The organism is Paracidovorax wautersii, assembly GCF_900113035.1.
Taxonomy (GTDB): Bacteria; Pseudomonadota; Gammaproteobacteria; order Burkholderiales; family Burkholderiaceae_C; genus Paracidovorax; species Paracidovorax wautersii.
In genome coordinates this window covers 50,463-67,765 of record NZ_FONX01000013.1, presented here as the reverse complement: position 1 = coordinate 67,765, position 17,303 = coordinate 50,463, and the positions used below count along the sequence as shown (strand labels likewise).

Genomic DNA, 17,303 nt, shown 5'->3' with positions numbered 1-17,303 from the left:
GCTATAAGCCGAAATACCAGCGCGCGGAGTGGAAGAAGACCGGCGCGGCGAAGCACAGCGCGTCCACGCGGTCCAGCAGCCCGCCCGCGCCGGTGACCGACTGGCCCTGCATGCCCCAGCTGGTGATGCCCCGGTCGCGCTTGATGGCCTTCATCACCAGGTGGCCCAGGCTGCCGGCCACGCAGGCCAGCAGCGACATGCCCAGCGCCTGCCCCAGCTTGAAGGGCGTGATGAACGACAGCAGCACGCCGGCCACGCCCCCGGCCGCGATGCCGGCCAGCCAGCTCAGCCACTGGAAGCTCTGGCTGACCTGCGGCGCCACCGGCTTGTGCGGAAAGCGCTGTCCCAGCAGGTGCTGCGCGATCACGCCGGCCTGCACCACCACGACCAGATAGAAGACGAGGAAGGCGCCCCGGCCCTCGTGGCCCGGGAAGTCCAGCAGCAGCAGGGCCGGCACATGGCTCATGCCATAGACGCAGACCATGATGCCCCACTGCAGCTTGGCGTTGCGCTCCAGAAAGCGCTGCGGGTCGTTGGCCAACGCGCTCACCGCCGGCAGCGCGAGGAAGACATAGACCGGGATGAACACCGTGAAGAGGTCGAACTTGCGCAGGCCCACGAGCAGGAACTGCAGCGGCAGCACCACGAAGAAGGCCAGCACCAGGCTGCGGTGGTCGCCGCGCCGCGTGGGCGAGAGGGTGATGAATTCGCGCAGCGCCACGAAGGCCACCAGCGCGAAGAGCAGCGTCGCCACCGTGTCGCCCAGCGCCCAGCCCACCCAGAAGATGGTGGCCATGAACCACGAGGTCTTCAGCAGGCTCCAGAAGCGGCGCCACTCCTGCTGGTGGGCTTCGTGGCGTGCCTGTTCGGCGGCGTCGTCGGTGCCGTTGCCCTCGCGCAGGGTCTGGGCGAAGGCGTAGGCAGTCACCAGCGAGAGCAGCCCGAACAACACGACGAAGAGCGCGCCGATCTGCTGCGTGGTGGAGAGGTTGCGCAGGAAGTCCATGGCGGGCGTTCGTTCAGATGTCGCGCAGCGCGATGACGGCCGCGCGGGCCCGGTCGAGGAAGGGGCGGCGCTCTTCGCCCGGCGCGAGCGCGATGGGCGCGCCGAAGGTCACCGAGCACAGGATGGGCACGGGCACCACTTCGCCCTTGGGCATGACGCGCTGCACGTTGTTGATCCAGGCCGGCACCAGCACCACCTGCGGGAACATGCGCGCCAGCATGTAGAGGCCCGACTTGAAGGGCTGCGGCTCGTCGCCGTGGCCGCGCGTGCCCTCGGGGAAGATCACGATGGAGTCGCCGCTTTCCAGCGCCTGCACCAGCGGCGCGAGCGGATCGTCGGGCCGCACGGCGGCGCGCAGCGCCTCGGGAGTGGGTTCGGGGGGCAGGGCGTCGGGCACCGGGTCGGGGCCGCCGGCGGTCGCCAGGGCCGCGTCGGCCACGGCAGCGGAGAGCGCCGAGAGGCCCGCCATCGCCCCGGTGGCCGGCGGCGCGGCAGCAGCGCCCTCATCGGCCGCCGTGGCTGCTGCTGCGGGCTGGGCCGGCGCGGTCTGGCGCGTCACATAGACGGCGTTGAACACGGCCGTGGTGATCCACTGGCGAAAAGGCGTCTTGGTCCAGTAGTCGCGCGCGGCGATGGGGCGGGTGATGCTGCGCAGCTCCTGCGGCAGCGCGGCCCAGATCATCACCAGATCCGCATGGCTCTGGTGGTTGGCGAAGTAGATGCGCTGCTCGGCCTTGGGCGGGCAGCCGTACCAGCGCGCCTGCGCCCCGGTGAGGAAACGCACCAGGGTCAGCAGGAAAAGACTCATCAGCTTGGACAGCAGCATGCGCGGGATGATACGGGCAGCCCCGGACGGGCCCGCCGAGCGGCGCGGGCCCGGCGGGCGGGCCAGGGCAATGCGTGGCGCATCACGTTACGAGTCGTTTTTTTCCGTGGCGCGGAAATGCGGATCAATCTGATGTCAAGCTGAAAGCGCCCGCCTAGACTGCGCCCCGGTATGTCCCTTCGGCACATGCCATGGTCTTCCTTGGGCGGGCGTTTCCCGCCTGCCTTTCCGATTCCTCCAACCTGCTTGCCTCGCCTGAACCCTTTCCTCATGGGGCCGTCCACCAATGCATCGCGCTGCCGCTTGCCGGCAATGCGCGTTTCGCCCTGCGCATGCGCTGCTGCGTGGGCGTGCGCGGGCTCGGCGCAGCAAGCGACCTCGCTACCCGGCCCGCGGCGGCTGCGGTGGCTGCGGTGGCGCCATGCCCCGGGCCGCCCGCCGTGTATCGGCGCGCCATGAGCGCAGGCGCATTCCTCCCTCACCTCCTGGCCCTCAAGGGCTCCCCGGCTGCCGCGAAAAGAACAGATTTCCGCCTACACCGCAATTTGCATTTGTCGCAAAAACCTTGGTCTGACATGCTCTTGGCTCCCACATTCCCTGACTCACGCAGATGCGATCCGGCCGCCGGGTATCTCCCGTGCGACATCCAGAGGACGCAGCCATGAGCACCGAAGTCCGGTCGGTGCAGCGCGCGCTGCTGATCCTGCGCGTGATGAACGAACGCACGAGCTGGAGCCTGCAGGAGCTGCACCAGCGCACGGGCCTGGCCAAGTCCACGCTGCACCGCCTGCTGAGCACGCTCGAAGCCGAGAAATACGTGCGCACCGATCCGCACGCCTACGGCCAGTACCAGATCACGCCCGTGGTGGGCAACCTCAGCAGCGGCGTGACCGACCAGTCCCGCCTGATCCAGGTGGCCGGGCCGCTGATGATCGCCACCACGCGCGACATCAAGTGGCCGCTGTCGCTGGGCGTGGTGGACCGCCACCACATCCGCGTGGTGTTCTGCACCATGCCCTACAGCCCCTACGCGATCCGCCCCTCCAGCGTGGGCCAGCGCTACGAGATGCCGGTGTCCGCGCTGGGCCAGGCCTATGTGGCGTTCTGCGAGCCGGCGGAGCGGCGCATCCTGGTCGAGTCGGTGAACCGCCGCGAGGACGGCGGCCCGCGTTTCGACGACCTGTGGGCCCTGCGCGCCCTGGTGCGCCGGGTGCGGCGCCAGGGCTATGCCATCCACTACGCGCAGGACAACTCCGAAAACACCGCCTTCGCGGTGCCGGTGTTCAGCGACGGGCAGTTGCGCGGCGCGCTGGTGTATTCGACCTTCGCCGGGCAGATGAACGAGCGCATGCTGGAGCGCTTTCTGCCGCTGGTGCGCGCCACGGCCGACCGCATCGGCCAGGCCGTGAGCACGCCGCGCGACCGGCTGACCGAGCGTTGAAGGGCGCGGCCCTCAGGGCAGCTCCGCGCTGCCCATGCGCCCCAGGATGACGCGCGAGCGCCCCATGAGGTAGGCCGACTGGGGCTGCTTCTCGAAGCGCTTGGGCTGCGGCAGCATCACCGCCAGCCGGGCCGCTTCGGGCGCCGTGAGGCGGGCGGCGCTCTTGCGGAAATAGTGCTGCGCGGCGGCTTCCGCGCCGAAGACGCCGTCGCCCCATTCCACGCTGTTGAGATAGATCTCCAGGATGCGCCGTTTGCTCAGCAGGTGCTCCAGCGCCATCGTGAGCACGAACTCCTGGCCCTTGCGCACCAGCGTGCGTTCGCCCGACAGCAGCAGGTTCTTGGCCAGCTGCTGCGTGATGGTGGAGCCGCCCACGATCTTCACCGGCCTGGCCGCTGCGGCCTGCGGGCGCTGGCTGGCGCGCTCCTCGGCACGGGCGTTCTTCTCCCAGGCCTTTTCCACTGCGTCCCAGTCCACGCCGTCATGGTTGACGAAGCCGTCGTCCTCCGAGGCGATCACCGCGCGCTTGAGCGGCTCGGCGATCTCTTCGTAGGGCACCCACTGCTGGCGCCAGAGCAGGGTGTGGCGCGTCGCCAGCTGCTCCCAGGCTTCGGAGCGCTGGAAGGCAGTGGATTCGGGGGCCACCACCGCCATGACGGCGATGCGGCCGATGAAGAAGAGCTGCAGCGCCAGTCCCGCGAGCAGGACCAGCCCGAGCCAGCGAAGCAGGGCTTTCATCAGGAGAGGCAACGGAAACGAAAACGGAAACGGAAACGGAAGACCGGAGGAAAAGGCAGGCGTGGCTCAGTGCCCGGCGGCGATGGCGGCGCGCAGCTCGGCCAGCACCTGGGCCGAGGGCGGGCGCACGCCGCGCCAGAGCGCGAAGGCTTCGGCGGCCTGCTCCACCAGCATGCCCAGGCCGTCGCGCGGCACGGCGCCGTGCTGCGCGGCCCAGTCCAGAAAGCCCTGGGCGGCGGGGCCGTACATCATGTCGTAGGCCAGGCTGCCGGGGCGCAGCACCTGGGCCGGCACCGGCAGGGCCTCGCCCGCCAGGCTGCTGGCCGTGGCGTTGATGACGATGTCGAAATCGCCCTGCAGCGCTTGCATGTCCTGGGCGATCAGCTCTGCTTTCTGTAGCAATTCGGGGGCGGCGTGGCGCTGCACCAGCTGCTCGGCGCGCGACAGCGTGCGGTTGGTGACGACGATGCGGCGCGGCCCCTCGCGCAGCAGCGGGCCCAGCACGCCGGCCGCCGCGCCGCCCGCGCCCACCAGCAGCACGTCGCGCCCGGCCAGCGGCACGCCGGCATTGCGCACGATGTCGGCCACCAGGCCCAGGCCGTCGGTGTTGTCGGCGGTGACGGCGCCGTCGGCCGCGAACACCAGGGTGTTGGCGGCGCCGCCCAGCTGCACGCGCTCGGTGCGCTCGGTGGCGCGCTCGGCCGCTTCGATCTTGAACGGCACGGTGACGTTGCAGCCGCGTCCGCCGCCGGCCGCGAAGTCGCGCAGCGCGTCGGCAAAGCCCTCCAGCGGCACCAGCCGGCGGTCGTAGGCGATGCGCTCGCCGGTCAGTTCGGCGAAGCGGGCGTGGATCCAGGGCGAGCGGCTGTGGGCGATGGGGTTGCCCATCACGCAGTAGGCGTCCGGGCTCGGGGCTGAGTTGGCGGTGGTCATCGGAGGAGGAGGATCGGTCAGGGGGCCGGGTTGGCGGGAGCGTTGCCGTCGCGCACGCTGGTCTCCAGCGTCTGCTCGCGCGTGAACTTGAAGCGCGAGACCACGGCCAGCTGGTCGGCCTTGGCGCGCATGGTGGGGCTGAAGGGCTCGAACGGGCCGGACGATCGCGCGATGGCTTCGGCGCGGCGGTCCAGCTGCGGGTTGCCCGAACTCTGCACGACCTCGGTGCCCAGCACGCGGCCATCGTGGTTCACCGTGATGATCATGGTCAGCGCGCCGTAGAGCTTCTTGCCGGCCTGCTCGGGAAAGTTCTCGGTGCCCCGGTCCTCGACCTTGCGGCGCAGCGCGTCGTAATAGACGGCATAGACCGCTTCGCGCGTGGCCGGGCTGATGTAGCGCTTCTTCGGGCGCGCGTTCTCTTCGTTGACGCGCTTTTCGATCTCGGCCAGCAGCTGCACCAGCTGGCGGCGCTTGTCTTCCTCGGCCTGCGAGTCGGTGCGGGCGCTGGGCTGGCTCAGGTCGGGCGGGGGCAGGGTGGCGAGCTGCTGGCGCAACTGGGCCAGCAGCTGGTTCTGCTGCGCCTGCATCGCGTCCATCTTGCGCTGCGCGTCCTCGAAGTCGTCGCCCGTGGCCGTGAGCGCCGAATAGGGCATGGGGCTGGTGGCGCGGCCCTGGGCCGCCTCGCCGCCGCCGGCCAGCGACGACTGGGCGATGGCGTGCGCCTTGTCGGGGCGCTCGGTGGATTTCGCGTTGACCAGGATCACTTCCAGCGGCGTGTCCTGGAACACGCGGTCGAAGCGGTCCGGGTCGATGAAGCGCACCGACAGCAGCACGGCATGCACCGCCAGCGACACGCCCAGCGCGATCTGCAGCGTGCTGAAACGGGCGAGGAAGGCGGGCATGGCGGGCAGGTCGCTCCGGGCTCGTGGCGTCTTCAGTGGCCGGCAGCGGCCGGTGCGGGCGCTTCGGCCTCGTTCACATCGACCGCGATGGCGATGGGGCCGGCCGTGGCTTCCTCGTCGTCCTCGCCCTCGGCGTCGGGCGCGGCTTCCTGCGCGGCATCGTCCAGGCGGGCCAGCAGGGTGCCGTTCACGTCCAGGGTGATGTCGTCGATCTCGCCGAGCTTGACGCGCACGCGCGCGCCGCGCGGCAGGCCCTGCGCGCCCAGCACGGGCAGCACCAGCGGCAGGGAGTCGGCACGCACCAGGAAGCTGCCGCCCGGGCCTTCCTTGAGCACGGTGGCGTCCAGCTCGGTGATGGCGTTCTGGCGCAGGTACTGCAGCGTCCAGAAGCGTTCCATGCCGGCCTGGTAGCCGTTGTAGGCGCTGTAGGCCGCATCGAAGCTGCTGATGATGGAGAAGAGGTCGGCGTCCTTGGGCTTGAAGGGCGCGGCCAGCGCGGCCGTCTTGCCGTGGCGCACGCAGGCGATGATCTGCCACTGGTTGACCAGATCGACGTAGCGGCGCAGCGGCGAGGTGGCCCAGGCGTAGCTCTTCACGCCGATGCCCGCATGCGGCAGCGCCTTGGTGCCCATGCGCACCTTCATGCCGGGCGCGAGGCTCGCCTGGCTGCGGTAGATGCCGGGCACTCCGTGGTCGGCCAGCAGGCCGCCCCAGGTGCTGTTGGCGACGATGGCGGCCTCGGCCACGATCAGGTCCAGCGGCGCGCCGCGGCGGCGGGTGCTGATGCTGACCGTTTCGCTGCCCGTGGGCTCCGCTCCGTCATTCCCGGAGAGGCGGAAGTTGTAGTCCGGCCGGTTGAAGGTTTCGGGCTTGCCGCGCACCACTTCGCGCTGGGCCTTGAGCTTTTGCGCGAGGCGATACAGGAAGGAGAGCTGCTCGCGCCGCTCCAGCAGGGCCTGGGGCGTGTTCTCGACCTCGATCGACGGGTCGGCCAGCCAGGCTTCGGTCACGATGTGGTCGAGCTGGTCGTGGCGCAGGTTCACGGCCACCGGCACGCGTTCGAGCTTGGTTTCGGTGCCGGAAATCTCCAGCGTGGCCTCGTCGATGGTCACGTAGAGCGACACGGCCGGGTTGGCGCGGCCTTCGTCGAGCGTGTAGATCTGCACCACCTCGTCGGGCAGCATGGTGATCTTGTAGCCCGGCATGTAGACCGTGGAGAGCCGGTTGCGCCCGAGCTGGTCGATGGCCGAGCCCGGCGTGATGGCCAGGCCCGGCGCGGCGATGTGGATGCCCAGCGTGACGGTGCCGGTGCCCAGGCCCTGCACGGAGAGTGCATCGTCGATCTCGGTGGTCTGCGAATCGTCGATCGAATAGGCCTGCACGGGCGCGAGCGGCAGGTCGGCCGGCGGCTGCGGCGCGGTGACCGGCGCGAAGCCCGTGCCCTTGGGGAAGTTGTCGAACAGGAAGCGCTTCCAGTGGAACTGGTAGGGCGAGTCGATGGCGCCGGCCTGCGTCAGCAGGTCGAGCGGCGCCTTGTGCGTGGCGCGGCTGGCCTCGACCACGGCCTTGTATTCGGGCGCGTTCTTGTCGGGCTTGAAGAGGATCTTGTAGAGCTGCTCGCGGATGGGCTGCGGGCATTCGCCCCGGCCCAGCTCTTCGGCCCAGGCCACGATCTGCTCCTGGATCAGGCGCTTCTTCTCGATGGCGGCCAGCGCCTGCTGCAGGATCTCGGCCGGCGCTTTCTTGAAGCGGCCCTTGCCCGCGCGGCGGAAGTAGTGCGGGGCCTCGTAGAGCGCGAACAGCGCGCCGGCCTGCTCGGCCAGCGTGGCGTTGGCGGAAAAGTAGTCGCGCGCGAGGTCGGCGAAGCCGAATTCGTCCTCCGGGGCGAATTCCCAGGCCAGCGGCAACTCGATGGTGGCGGCGACGGCCTGGCCCTCGCGCAGCAGCTCGGCCGGCGCGGGCTTCTCGAACTTCAGCAGGATGTGGGCGGCCTTGACCTTCACCCGCTTGCCGGAGTCGAGTTCGACCTGGGCGGAGCTTTCGGCCTCGGAAAGGATGCGGCCAGCCATGAACTTGCCGGCTTCTTCGAACAGTGCGTGCATGGGCCGGATTGTCCCATGCGCTGCGGCCGCCGCCGGCCCCGGCCGTCCGCGCCGGCCTATGATCGCCGGCTGCCTGGGCTTCGCCCGGGCCTGGACCTCTCCACCGCTTCCTTTCTCCCATGGCCTCTTCCCGCGCGAATCCCCCCGCCGCCGCCTGGCTCGCCGCCGTGGCCGTGGCGCTGCCCTTTCTCTTCGCCTGGACGCAGCCGCCCCTGTCGAACTTCTGGCCGCTCATGGCCTCGGCCGGCTGCGCCGGCCTGCTGGCCGCCCTGGCCTGGCTGCGCTGCAAGCCCGAAGGCGACCCCGCCGTCACGCGCAGCCAGCTGGCCGCCATCCTGGGCGCCGGGCTGGTGCTGGCCGGCGTGCTGGGCTCGGTGGTGGACCTGCTGCAGTATTTCTATGGCGACCCGGGCTGGTCGCCCTGGGTGTTCCCGGCCAGCCTGGGGCAGGCGCTGGGCAACCTGCGCCAGCGCAACCAGCAGTCCACGCTGATGGGCCTGGGCGCCTGGGCGGCGCTCTGGTGGTATGTGCGCCTGCCGCAGGGCGACTGGCGCCGGAGCGCGCTGCAGGGCGCCGTGGTGCTCATGGCCGTTTCGGCCGTGGCCACCGTTTCGCGCACCGGCGCGCTGCACTGGCTGGCGATCGCCCTGCTGGCGCTGCTCTGGCGCAAGCGGGGCACGGGCGGCATGCTGCGGGCGCTGGTGCCGGGCCTGCTGGCCTACGCCGCGGCCAGCTTCGTGCTGCCCTGGCTGCTGGAATGGAGCACGGGCACGCAGCCCGAAAGCGTCTTCGGCCGGTTCACCGGGGAGATCCCGCTGTGCATCAGCCGCCGCACGCTCTGGGCCAACGTCGCCCAGCTCATCGCGCAGCAGCCCTGGACGGGCTGGGGCTGGGGCGAGCTGAACTACGCCCACTTCGTCAACCTGTTCTCCGGCGAGCGCTTCTGCGACCTGGTGGACAACGCCCACAACCTTCCGCTGCATCTGGCCTTCACGCTGGGCGTGCCCTTCTCCCTGCTGGCCTGCGCGCTGGCGCTGGTGTGCCTCTGGCGCGGCCGGCCCTGGGCCGAGGCGGGCCCTGAGCGCCAGCTGGCCTGGGGCGTGCTGGCGCTGATCGGGCTGCACAGCATGCTCGAATTCCCGCTCTGGTACGGCCCCTTCCAGCTGGCGGCGGCGCTGGCCGTGCTGCTGCTGTGCCCCTGGCCGGCCGCGCTCTCGCGCCCGGGCGTGCGGAGCTGGCTGCGCTTCTGGGGGGCGCTGGCCTGGCTGGCGGCGCTCGGGTTCTGCGGCTGGCTGATCGCCGACTACGTGCGCGTCGCCCAGCTCTACCGGCCGGCGGCGCAGCGGCTGGCGATGTTCCAGGGCGACACGCCCATGGCCGTGGCCCGCGAGACCACCTTCTTCCGCGACGGTGCCGAATTCGCCGCCGTCACGACCACGCCCGTCACCGAAAGCAATGCCCCGCAGATCTACCCGATGGCGCGGCGCCTGCTGCACTATTCGCCCGAGCCCCGCGTGATCGAGCCCTTGATCGCCAGCGCCCGGCTGCTGGACCTGCCGCAGGAGGCGGCCTTCTACACCGAGCGCTACCGCGTGGCCTTCCCGGAGGAATTCGCGCGCTGGCAGAAGCTGCAGCCGCCCCAGCGGCAGGGCGGCGCCGCGGCCGAGCGGTCCAGCGCTCCCGTCAACTGACGGCGGCGGGGGCGGCCAGCGGCAGCCACACGCTGGCGACCGCTCCCACCCGGCCCGGCCCGGCTGCGAGGGCGAAGCGCCCGCCCATGGCGGCGGCGTGGCGCTCGACGATGGCCAGCCCCAGGCCTGCGCCCAGGCCCAGCTGCTGGCCCGCCGCGCCCTGCGTCCAGCGCTGGTGCGCGGGGCCGGCCACCAGGGCGGCGTCCAGCCCGGGGCCGTTGTCGGCCACGCGCAGCACGGCGAAGCCGCCTTCGCGCGCCAGCGAGAGGGTGATCTGCGGCGCCGGGCCGTCCCCTGCCGCAGCCTTCACGCCGTAGCGCAGCGCGTTGTCCAGCAGGTTGCCGACGATGCCTTCGATCAGGCCGGCATCGCCGCGCACGGGAAGGGGCTGGTCCAGCCCTTCGGCGCCCAGGTCCACGCCGCGCTCGTCGGCGCGCGGCAGAAAGCGCAGCAGCAGGCTGCGCGCCAGCGCATCGAGCGCCACGGTCTGCATGGGCAGCGGCAGGCCGCCTTCGGTGACCCGCGCCAGGGCCAGCAGCTGATCGACGGTGCGGCTGGCGCGCTGCTCGGCCTGGCCGATGCCTTGCAGCTCGCTGCGCCAGACGGCCGGGTCGTCCTGCGCCAGTGCGTGCTCCACCTGGGCGCGGATGCCCGCGAGCGGCGTGCGCAGCTCGTGCGCCACGGTGCCGGCGAACTCGCGCTGGTCCTGCAGGCCCTTGCGCAGCCGGCCCAGCAGGTGGTCCACCGCGTCGCCCAGGCGCTGCACGTCGCTGGTGGTGGCCTCGTGCGTGAGGGCGGGTGGCAGGGGCTGCAGGTCGGCCGCGTCGCGGTGTTCCACCGCGTCCTGCAGATCGGCCAGGGGTTTGAGGTCGCGCTCGATGTCGCGCAGCAGCCAGGAACCCAGGGCCACCAGCAGCCAGAGTTGCACCAGCCCGGAATACAGCAGCAGGCGGCGCAGCAGCTGGGTGCGGCCCGAGGTGGTCTGGGCCATGACCACCACGAAGGGCGCGGGTCCGTCGATGCGCAGGCTGACGCGGCGCAGATCGTGGTCGCCATAGGTGACGTTGGCGAAGACGTGGACATGGCCGGGCGGCGGCGCGATGAAGGGCATGTGCCGGTCGCCGGCCACGAAGCGGCCGTCCCCGCCGAACACGGCGAACCAGATGGTCTCCCGCGGGTCGAAGCGCAGCATGCCGACCTCGCGGGGCGTCAGGTCCAGGCGCAGGGCTTCGGCGGCGCCGCCCTCGGTGTCGCCGCTGCCGCGCACATGGGCGGCCAGCGCGTGGGCGTCGTCCAGCAGCGCCCGGTCGAAGGCTTCGACCACGAAATGGTTGCCCATGCTCAGCACCACCGCGCTGCCCAGCGCCCAGGTCAGCACCAGCGACAGCAGGGCATGCCGCCCGATGCGCTGGCGCAGCGCGGGGCGCGTGCCCTTGCTGCGGCGCGCGCGGGGCGGGGCCGTGGCCGTCGTGCCCGCTTCGGCGGCGGCGGTGTCAGGCGCCCGGGGCATGGTTGCTGCCGCCAGCGGCCGGCTGCGGGTCTTTTTCCTCTTCCAGCACGTAGCCCAGGCCGCGCAGCGTGCGGATGGCCGCGCCGCTGCCGGCCAGCTTGCGGCGCAGGCGCGAGACGAAGGATTCGAGCGCGTTGTCGCCCAGCGCCTCGCCGCTGTCGGAGAGGCGCTGCGAGAGGTCGCTCTTGCTCAGCACGCGGCCCGGCGGGGTCATCAGTTCCCAGAGCAGCTCGAATTCGCGCGCCGGCAGGTCGATGGCGTGGCCGTCCACGCTGCAGCGGCGCGCCACGCGGTCCAGCGCCAGGCGGCCGACGAACACCAGGTCGGCCGTGCCGCTGGTGCGGCGCACCAGGGCGCGCAGCCGGGCCTGGACCTCGGTGAGTTCGTAGGGTTTGCCCAGGTAGTCGTCGGCGCCGGCGTCCAGCCCGGCGATGCGCTCTTCGGTGCTGTCGCGGGCGCTCAGGATGAGCACGGGGGTGCGGTCGCCGCGCGCCCGGGCGGCGCGCAGGGCGGTGAGGCCGCTGCCCAGGCCGCTGCGCGCATGGGCGGCATGCGGCAGGTTCAGGTCGAGCAGCACGGCGTCGAAGGGCTGCACCGTCCACCAGTGCAGGGCGTCTTCCACCGTGCTGGCGGATTCCACCCGGTGGCCGGCGCGCTCCAGGCCCTGGGCCATGGTTCGGCTCAGGACGGGGTCATCTTCCACGAGAAGCAGGCGCATGGGAGGGGCGGGTGCGGGGATACGTGGAATTACGCATGTCCCAGGTCAGCCCGCGATCAGGTTGGCTGGCAATAGTGCAGCGGCGAGCTTAAGGCACTGCGCCCGCTGAGGCACCCAGGCAGGCCGGCCGCGACCCAGAAGGAGACAGATCCCGTGAACAACCGCAACGTCATCCGAGGCATCGTCCTCATGCTGCTGGCGCTGGGCTTCGGCCTGCCGTCCATCCACTACTCGCTGGGCTCGTTCAGCCGGGCCGGTCCGGGCATGTTCCCGTTCCTGGTGAGCTGCATGCTCTTCGTGATCGGGGCGATCACGGTGGTCCAGGCGCGGCTGGTGGCGCCCGTGCCGCTGGGTTTCCAGCTGCGCAACATCGGGATCATCCTGGGCAGCCTGTGCGGCTTCGCGCTGCTGTCGCACCTGATCAACATGACGGTGGGCATCGTGTTCCTGGTGTTCGCCTCGGGTTTCGCCGCCAACACCTATTCGGTGTCGCGCAACGTGAAGATCGCGCTGGCGCTGGTGGCGATCGCTTTCGGCTTCCAGTATCTGCTGGGCCTCAACCTGCCGCTGTACTGACATGGAAGTCCTGCACAACCTCTCCTTCGGGTTCAGCCATGCGCTGACCCTGCAGAACCTGCTGTTCTGCGCCCTCGGCTGCACGGTGGGCACGCTGGTCGGCCTGCTGCCGGGCCTGGGGCCGCTGGCCACCATCAGCCTGCTGCTGCCGCTGACCTATTCCATCCCCACCACCGGCGCGCTCATCATGCTGGCGGGCATCTACTACGGCGCGCAGTACGGCGACAGCGTGAGCGCGATCACGATGAAGATCCCGCATGCCAGCAGCATCGTGGCCTGCATCGACGGCTACGCGATGACGCTCAAGGGCAAGACCGGGCTGGCCCTCTTCACGGCCGGGGTGTCGAGCTTCATCGGTGGCTCGGTGGCCATCGTGGTGCTGGCCTTCCTCGCGCCCAGCCTGGGCGAGGTGGCCTTCCTCTTCGGCCCGACCGACTACTGCGCGCTGATGCTGGTCGGCTTCGTGTGCGTGAGCTTCGTGACCACCGGCAGCCTGCTCAACGGCATGGCGATGTGCATGGTGGGCGTGCTGCTCGGCTGCGTGGGCACCGACGTCAACAGCGGCATGACGCGCTTCACGTTCGACCTGCCCCTGCTGGCCGACGGCGTGGGCATCGTCAGCATCGCGCTGGGCTGCTTCGGCATCGCGGAGATCACCAAGAACCTCGACTCCAAGGAAGAGCGCTCGCCCTTCAACGGCAAGATCAAGCTCCTGCCGACCTGGCCCGAGTTCAAGCGCATCATCCCGAGCGCGCTGCGCGGCAGCGCCGTGGGCTCCTTCCTGGGCATCCTGCCCGGTGGCGGGCCGGTGATCGCGCAGTTCGCGGCCTACGCGCTGGACAAGAAGGTCAGCAAGTACAAGCACGAGATCGGCACCGGCTGCATCGAGGGCGTGGCCGGCCAGGCCGCCGCCGACGAGGCCGCCGCGCGCACCAGCTTCATCCCGCTGATGAGCATCGGCATTCCCGAGAACGCGGTGATGGCGCTGATGATGGCCGCCTTCATCATCAAGGGCATCCAGCCCGGGCCCGAGATGATCTCCGGCCACCCCGAGCTGTTCTGGGGCCTGGTGGCCAGCATGTGGATCGGCAACTGCTTCCTGCTGGTGCTGAACGTGCCGCTGGTGCGCTACTGGCTGTCGGTGTTCAAGGTGCCCTACAACGTGCTGTTCCCGGCGATCCTCTTCTTCTGCTGCATCGGCACCTACAGCATCAACAACAACCTGGACGACGTGTTCGTCACCTCCGCCTTCGGTGGCCTGGGCTACCTGCTGATGCGCCTGGAGCTGGATGCCTCGCCGCTGATGCTGGGCTTCATCCTCGGCCCCATGCTGGAGGAGAACTTCCGCCGCGCCATGCTGCTGAGCCGGGGCGACTTCCGCATCTTCGTCAGCCGGCCCATCAGCGGCACGCTGCTGGCGCTGATCTCGGCCTTCATCCTGTGGCAGGTTGTGGCGTTCTTCCGGGCCCGCAACCGTCCCCCGGTGGCCGCGCCGCATGCGGCCGAGGCCGAGGCCGTGCCGGCCGGCACGCCGAGCTGATCCGCCGCGCGGTTCAGGTTCAAAGGCCCAGAAAGCGGTCCACCTCGGGCAGGTGGAACGCGAAGTCGCTCAGGGCGTGGTCGCCGCCTTCCAGCAGGCGCAGTTCGGCCTGCGGGTAGCGGGCCGCCATCTCGCGCCAGTCCAGCACCTCGTCGCCCTTGGCGATGATGGCCAGCTGGGGCGCGGCCGGTGGGCGGGCGCTCACGTCCAGCGCGCGCAGCTCGGCGATGTATTCGGGGCGGAAGTAGAACGATTCGGCCGGGTCGTGCCAGGCGGTCTGCTCGCCGATGTAGCGCTCCAGGTCGCGCGCCGGGTTCACGGCCGGGTTCAGCAGCACGCTGGGGCAGCCGCACCGCTCGGCCACCCAGCTGGCATAGAAGCCGCCCAGCGACGAGCCCACCACCGCCATCCCCGCGCGCGGCCAGCCGGCCACGCCGTCAGCCACCAGCGCCATGGCCTCGCGCGGCGAGGGCGGCAGCTGCGGGCACCAGAAGTGCACGCCGGGTGCGCTGCGCCCGATGTGCTCGGCCATCAGCCGGGCCTTGGCCGACTGGGGCGAGGAGCGGAAACCGTGCAGGTAGAGCAGATGGGTGAGGGCGGTGCGGGGCATGGCGGCGGCGGGCAGGGAGTGGCGGGGTGCGTGCGCGGGATTGTGCGCCGGGCGGTGGGCCTGTTCGCTGCGCCCGATAATCGCGCCCCATGTCCGCCGTCTTCGACAAACCTTCCCTCCTGCAGCGCGTGCTGCCCCTCTTTCGCGGATTCGACTGGATTCTCATCGGCCTCCTGATGCTGCTCGCCTCGGCGGGGCTGGTCGCCATGTACTCGTCGGGCTACGACCACGGCACGCGCTTCTACGACCATGGCCGCAACATGCTGCTGGCCACCGGCATCCTGTTCCTGGTCGCGCAGATCCCGCCGCAGCGGCTGATGACGCTGGCCGTGCCGCTCTACACCGTGGGCGTGGCCCTGCTGGTGGCCGTGGCGCTCTTCGGCATCACCAAGAAGGGCGCGCAGCGCTGGATCAACGTGGGCGTGGTGATCCAGCCCAGCGAGATCCTGAAGATCGCCATGCCGCTCACGCTGGCCTGGTGGTTCCAGAAGCGCGAGGGCCAGCTGCGGCCGCTCGACTTCCTGGCCGCCGGCCTGCTGCTGGCCGTGCCCGTGGGCCTCATCATGAAGCAGCCCGACCTGGGCACCTCGCTGCTGGTGCTGGCCGCGGGCCTGTCGGTGATCTTCTTCGCCGGCCTGCCCTGGAAGCTGGTGCTGCCGCCGGTGCTGCTGGGCGCCATCGGCATCGGCCTGATCGTGTGGTTCGAGCCCCAGCTCTGCGCCGACGGCGTGCGCTGGCCGGTGCTGCACGACTACCAGCAGCAGCGCATCTGCACCCTGCTGGACCCCACGCGCGATCCGCTGGGCAAGGGCTTCCACATCATCCAGGGCATGATCGCCATCGGCTCGGGCGGCTTCTGGGGCAAGGGCTTCATGGCGGGCACGCAGACCCACCTGGAATTCATCCCCGAACGCACCACCGACTTCATCTTCGCCGCCTATTCCGAAGAGTTCGGCCTGGTCGGCAACCTGTTCCTCGTGGTCTGCTTCCTGCTGCTGGTCTGGCGGGGCCTGTCCATCGCCATGGGAGCGACCACGCTCTTCGGCCGGCTGATGGCGGGGGCGGTGTCGATGATCTTCTTCACCTACGCCTTCGTGAACATGGGCATGGTCAGCGGCATCCTGCCCGTGGTGGGCGTGCCGCTGCCCTTCGTGAGCTATGGCGGCACGGCCATGGTCACGCTGGGGCTGGCCCTGGGCGTGCTGATGTCCATCGCGCGGGCGCAGAACCAGCCGCTGGCCCAGCGCATCGTGCAGTAGCCGGGCAGGGGCCCGGCCGCCCCGGCGTCAGCCGGCGTGCAGGCCGGCTTCCACGGCGCGGCCCACCTGCAGCACCCGCGCATCGCTGCCGCTCAGGCCGGCGATCGACAGGCCCACGGGCAGCGCGCCAGGCGCGCCGCAGGGCAGGCTGAGCGCGCAGCCATCCAGAAAGTTGATGGCCGACGGGTTGCGCAGGGCGCGGGCGTTGGCGGCGAAGAAGCGCTCGTCGTCCGCTGCCACATCGGCCAGCCGGGGCGCGAGCAGGGGCACGGTGGGCATCAGCCAGGCATCCAGGCCGTGCAGGCGCTCGCGTGCGGCGGCCTGCAGCCGGGCGCGAGCGTCCAGCAGGTCGATGTAGTCGGCGGCCGAGATCGCCGCGCCGCGCCGCGTGCGCTGCGCCACGCGCGGGTCGTAGCGGGCGGCCTGCGCCGGGTCTTCCAGCCGGGCGCGGTGCAGCTGCCAGGCCTCGGCCGTCACCAGCCCGCCGGCGGCATTGATGGCGGGTAGCTCCCGCAACTCGGCGAAGCCGAAGTCCACGATCTCGGCGCCGGCGGCGGACAGCCGCGCCAGCGCCGCCTCGAACGCGGCGGCCACCTCGGCATCGAGTCCGTCCAGCACCAGATCGTGCGTCACGCCCAGGCGCAGGCCGGCCAGCGGCGGGGTGGCCTCTGCGGCCTGCAGCGGCTCGCCGCTCAGCACCGCATCGACGATGGCGCAGCAGTCCACGCTGCGCGCCAGCGGCCCGGCGGAATCCAGGCTGCGCGAGAGCGGGTAGGCGCCCGCCAGCGGCACGCGCCGCGCCGTGGGCTTGAAGCCGGTCAGCCCGCAGAAGGCCGAAGGGATGCGGATGGAGCCGCCCGTGTCGGTGCCCAGCGCCACGTCGGCCATGCTCAGCGCCACGCTCACCGCCGCGCCGGAGGACGAGCCGCCCGTGATGCGCGCCGCATCGTGCGGATGGGCCGGCGTGCCGTGGTGCGGGTTCAGCCCCAGGCCCGAGAAGGCGAATTCGCTCATGTTGGTGCGCCCCACCAGCACCGCGCCCGCCGCCCGCAGCCGGGCCACGGCGGGGGCGTCGGCCGCCGCCGGCTGCGTGCCCGGCACCGGGCCGGCCGATCCGGCCTGGGTGACCTGGCCCTGCACGTCGAACAAATCCTTGATGGAAACCGGCAGGCCGGCGAGCAGCGAGGGCACGCGGCCGGCGGCGCGCTCCGCATCCGCCGTGCGGGCGGCCTGCAGGGCGGCCGCGGCATCCACGGTGCCCACGTAGGCGTGGCCGCCGGCGGCCTGGTGCGCGGCGATGCGTTCGAGCGCGGCCTGCACCAGCCGTTCGCTGGTGGTGGCGCCGCTGGCCAGGGCCGCGGCCTGGGCGCGCAGGGTGGGGGAGGGGCTGGGGGCTGGCGTCTGGGACATGGCGTGAATATCGCACGGAGCGCGCGGGCGATGGCCGTGCT

At 71.2% G+C, this 17,303-nt stretch carries 15 protein-coding genes; 5 read left to right on the top strand and 10 right to left on the bottom strand.

Annotated elements, in window-relative coordinates; translation table 11 throughout:
* Position 1 precedes the first annotated feature (1 nt).
* Both BM070_RS17440 and BM070_RS17435 read right to left on the bottom strand, forming a co-directional pair.
* Positions 2-1,006: a phosphatidate cytidylyltransferase gene (locus tag BM070_RS17440; protein WP_092940620.1), complete on the bottom strand. Its 1,005-nt coding sequence runs from the start codon at positions 1,004-1,006 to the stop codon at positions 2-4.
* Positions 1,007-1,019: 13 nt separating this feature from the next.
* Positions 1,020-1,829: a lysophospholipid acyltransferase family protein gene (locus tag BM070_RS17435; RefSeq protein WP_092940708.1), complete on the bottom strand. Its 810-nt coding sequence runs from the start codon at positions 1,827-1,829 to the stop codon at positions 1,020-1,022.
* Positions 1,830-2,493: 664 nt separating this feature from the next.
* On the opposite strand from BM070_RS17435, the gene BM070_RS17430 reads away from it, so the two are divergent.
* Positions 2,494-3,273 carry a helix-turn-helix domain-containing protein gene (locus BM070_RS17430; protein ID WP_092940619.1) on the top strand — a complete coding sequence of 260 codons (780 nt, stop codon included), beginning with the start codon at positions 2,494-2,496 and terminating at the stop codon, positions 3,271-3,273.
* A 12-nt stretch (positions 3,274-3,285) separates the two neighbouring features.
* Here the strand turns inward: BM070_RS17430 and mtgA are convergent, their stop codons facing one another.
* The 4 genes from mtgA to BM070_RS17410 form a co-directional block, all read right to left on the bottom strand.
* Positions 3,286-4,011 (bottom strand): monofunctional biosynthetic peptidoglycan transglycosylase, encoded by a 726-nt coding sequence (gene mtgA / locus BM070_RS17425; RefSeq protein ID WP_092940618.1) that lies wholly within the window; start codon positions 4,009-4,011, stop codon positions 3,286-3,288.
* Between the two features lie 66 nt (positions 4,012-4,077).
* Positions 4,078-4,944, bottom strand: a complete 867-nt coding sequence (gene aroE / locus BM070_RS17420) for a shikimate dehydrogenase (RefSeq protein WP_092940617.1) — start codon at positions 4,942-4,944, stop codon at positions 4,078-4,080.
* A gap of 17 nt (positions 4,945-4,961) precedes the next feature.
* A complete protein-coding gene (locus tag BM070_RS17415; protein ID WP_092940616.1) occupies positions 4,962-5,846 on the bottom strand; it encodes an energy transducer TonB in 885 nt (294 codons plus the stop codon).
* A gap of 32 nt (positions 5,847-5,878) precedes the next feature.
* Positions 5,879-7,948, bottom strand: a complete 2,070-nt coding sequence (locus BM070_RS17410) for a ribonuclease catalytic domain-containing protein (protein WP_092940615.1) — start codon at positions 7,946-7,948, stop codon at positions 5,879-5,881.
* A 119-nt stretch (positions 7,949-8,067) separates the two neighbouring features.
* Here BM070_RS17410 and BM070_RS17405 point away from each other — a divergent pair, with 119 nt between their 5' ends.
* The gene (locus BM070_RS17405) at positions 8,068-9,639 is read left to right on the top strand and encodes a PglL family O-oligosaccharyltransferase (RefSeq protein WP_092940614.1); all 1,572 of its coding nucleotides are present in this window, start codon (positions 8,068-8,070) and stop codon (positions 9,637-9,639) included.
* On the opposite strand, the gene BM070_RS17400 is transcribed toward BM070_RS17405, so the two are convergent.
* Both BM070_RS17400 and BM070_RS17395 read right to left on the bottom strand, forming a co-directional pair.
* Positions 9,632-11,149: a sensor histidine kinase gene (locus BM070_RS17400; RefSeq protein WP_092940613.1), complete on the bottom strand. Its 1,518-nt coding sequence runs from the start codon at positions 11,147-11,149 to the stop codon at positions 9,632-9,634. The two genes, BM070_RS17405 and BM070_RS17400, sit on opposite strands and share 8 nt — an antisense overlap.
* Positions 11,133-11,867 carry a response regulator transcription factor gene (locus tag BM070_RS17395; protein ID WP_092940612.1) on the bottom strand — a complete coding sequence of 245 codons (735 nt, stop codon included), beginning with the start codon at positions 11,865-11,867 and terminating at the stop codon, positions 11,133-11,135. The genes BM070_RS17400 and BM070_RS17395 overlap by 17 nt, the downstream gene beginning before the upstream one ends.
* 153 nt (positions 11,868-12,020) lie before the next feature.
* On the opposite strand from BM070_RS17395, the gene BM070_RS17390 reads away from it, so the two are divergent.
* Both BM070_RS17390 and BM070_RS17385 read left to right on the top strand, forming a co-directional pair.
* The gene (locus BM070_RS17390; RefSeq protein ID WP_092940611.1) at positions 12,021-12,443 is read left to right on the top strand and encodes a tripartite tricarboxylate transporter TctB family protein; all 423 of its coding nucleotides are present in this window, start codon (positions 12,021-12,023) and stop codon (positions 12,441-12,443) included.
* A 1-nt stretch (position 12,444) separates the two neighbouring features.
* Positions 12,445-13,983 carry a tripartite tricarboxylate transporter permease gene (locus BM070_RS17385; RefSeq protein WP_092940610.1) on the top strand — a complete coding sequence of 513 codons (1,539 nt, stop codon included), beginning with the start codon at positions 12,445-12,447 and terminating at the stop codon, positions 13,981-13,983.
* Positions 13,984-14,002: 19 nt separating this feature from the next.
* On the opposite strand, the gene BM070_RS17380 is transcribed toward BM070_RS17385, so the two are convergent.
* Positions 14,003-14,593 (bottom strand): YqiA/YcfP family alpha/beta fold hydrolase, encoded by a 591-nt coding sequence (locus BM070_RS17380; protein WP_092940609.1) that lies wholly within the window; start codon positions 14,591-14,593, stop codon positions 14,003-14,005.
* Positions 14,594-14,682: 89 nt separating this feature from the next.
* Between BM070_RS17380 and rodA the strand changes: the two genes are divergently transcribed.
* Complete coding sequence (rodA, locus tag BM070_RS17375; protein ID WP_092940608.1) at positions 14,683-15,852, top strand: rod shape-determining protein RodA; 1,170 nt, start codon at positions 14,683-14,685, stop codon at positions 15,850-15,852.
* Between the two features lie 27 nt (positions 15,853-15,879).
* Here the strand turns inward: rodA and BM070_RS17370 are convergent, their stop codons facing one another.
* Positions 15,880-17,262: an amidase gene (locus BM070_RS17370; RefSeq protein WP_092940607.1), complete on the bottom strand. Its 1,383-nt coding sequence runs from the start codon at positions 17,260-17,262 to the stop codon at positions 15,880-15,882.
* Positions 17,263-17,303: the final 41 nt, after the last annotated feature.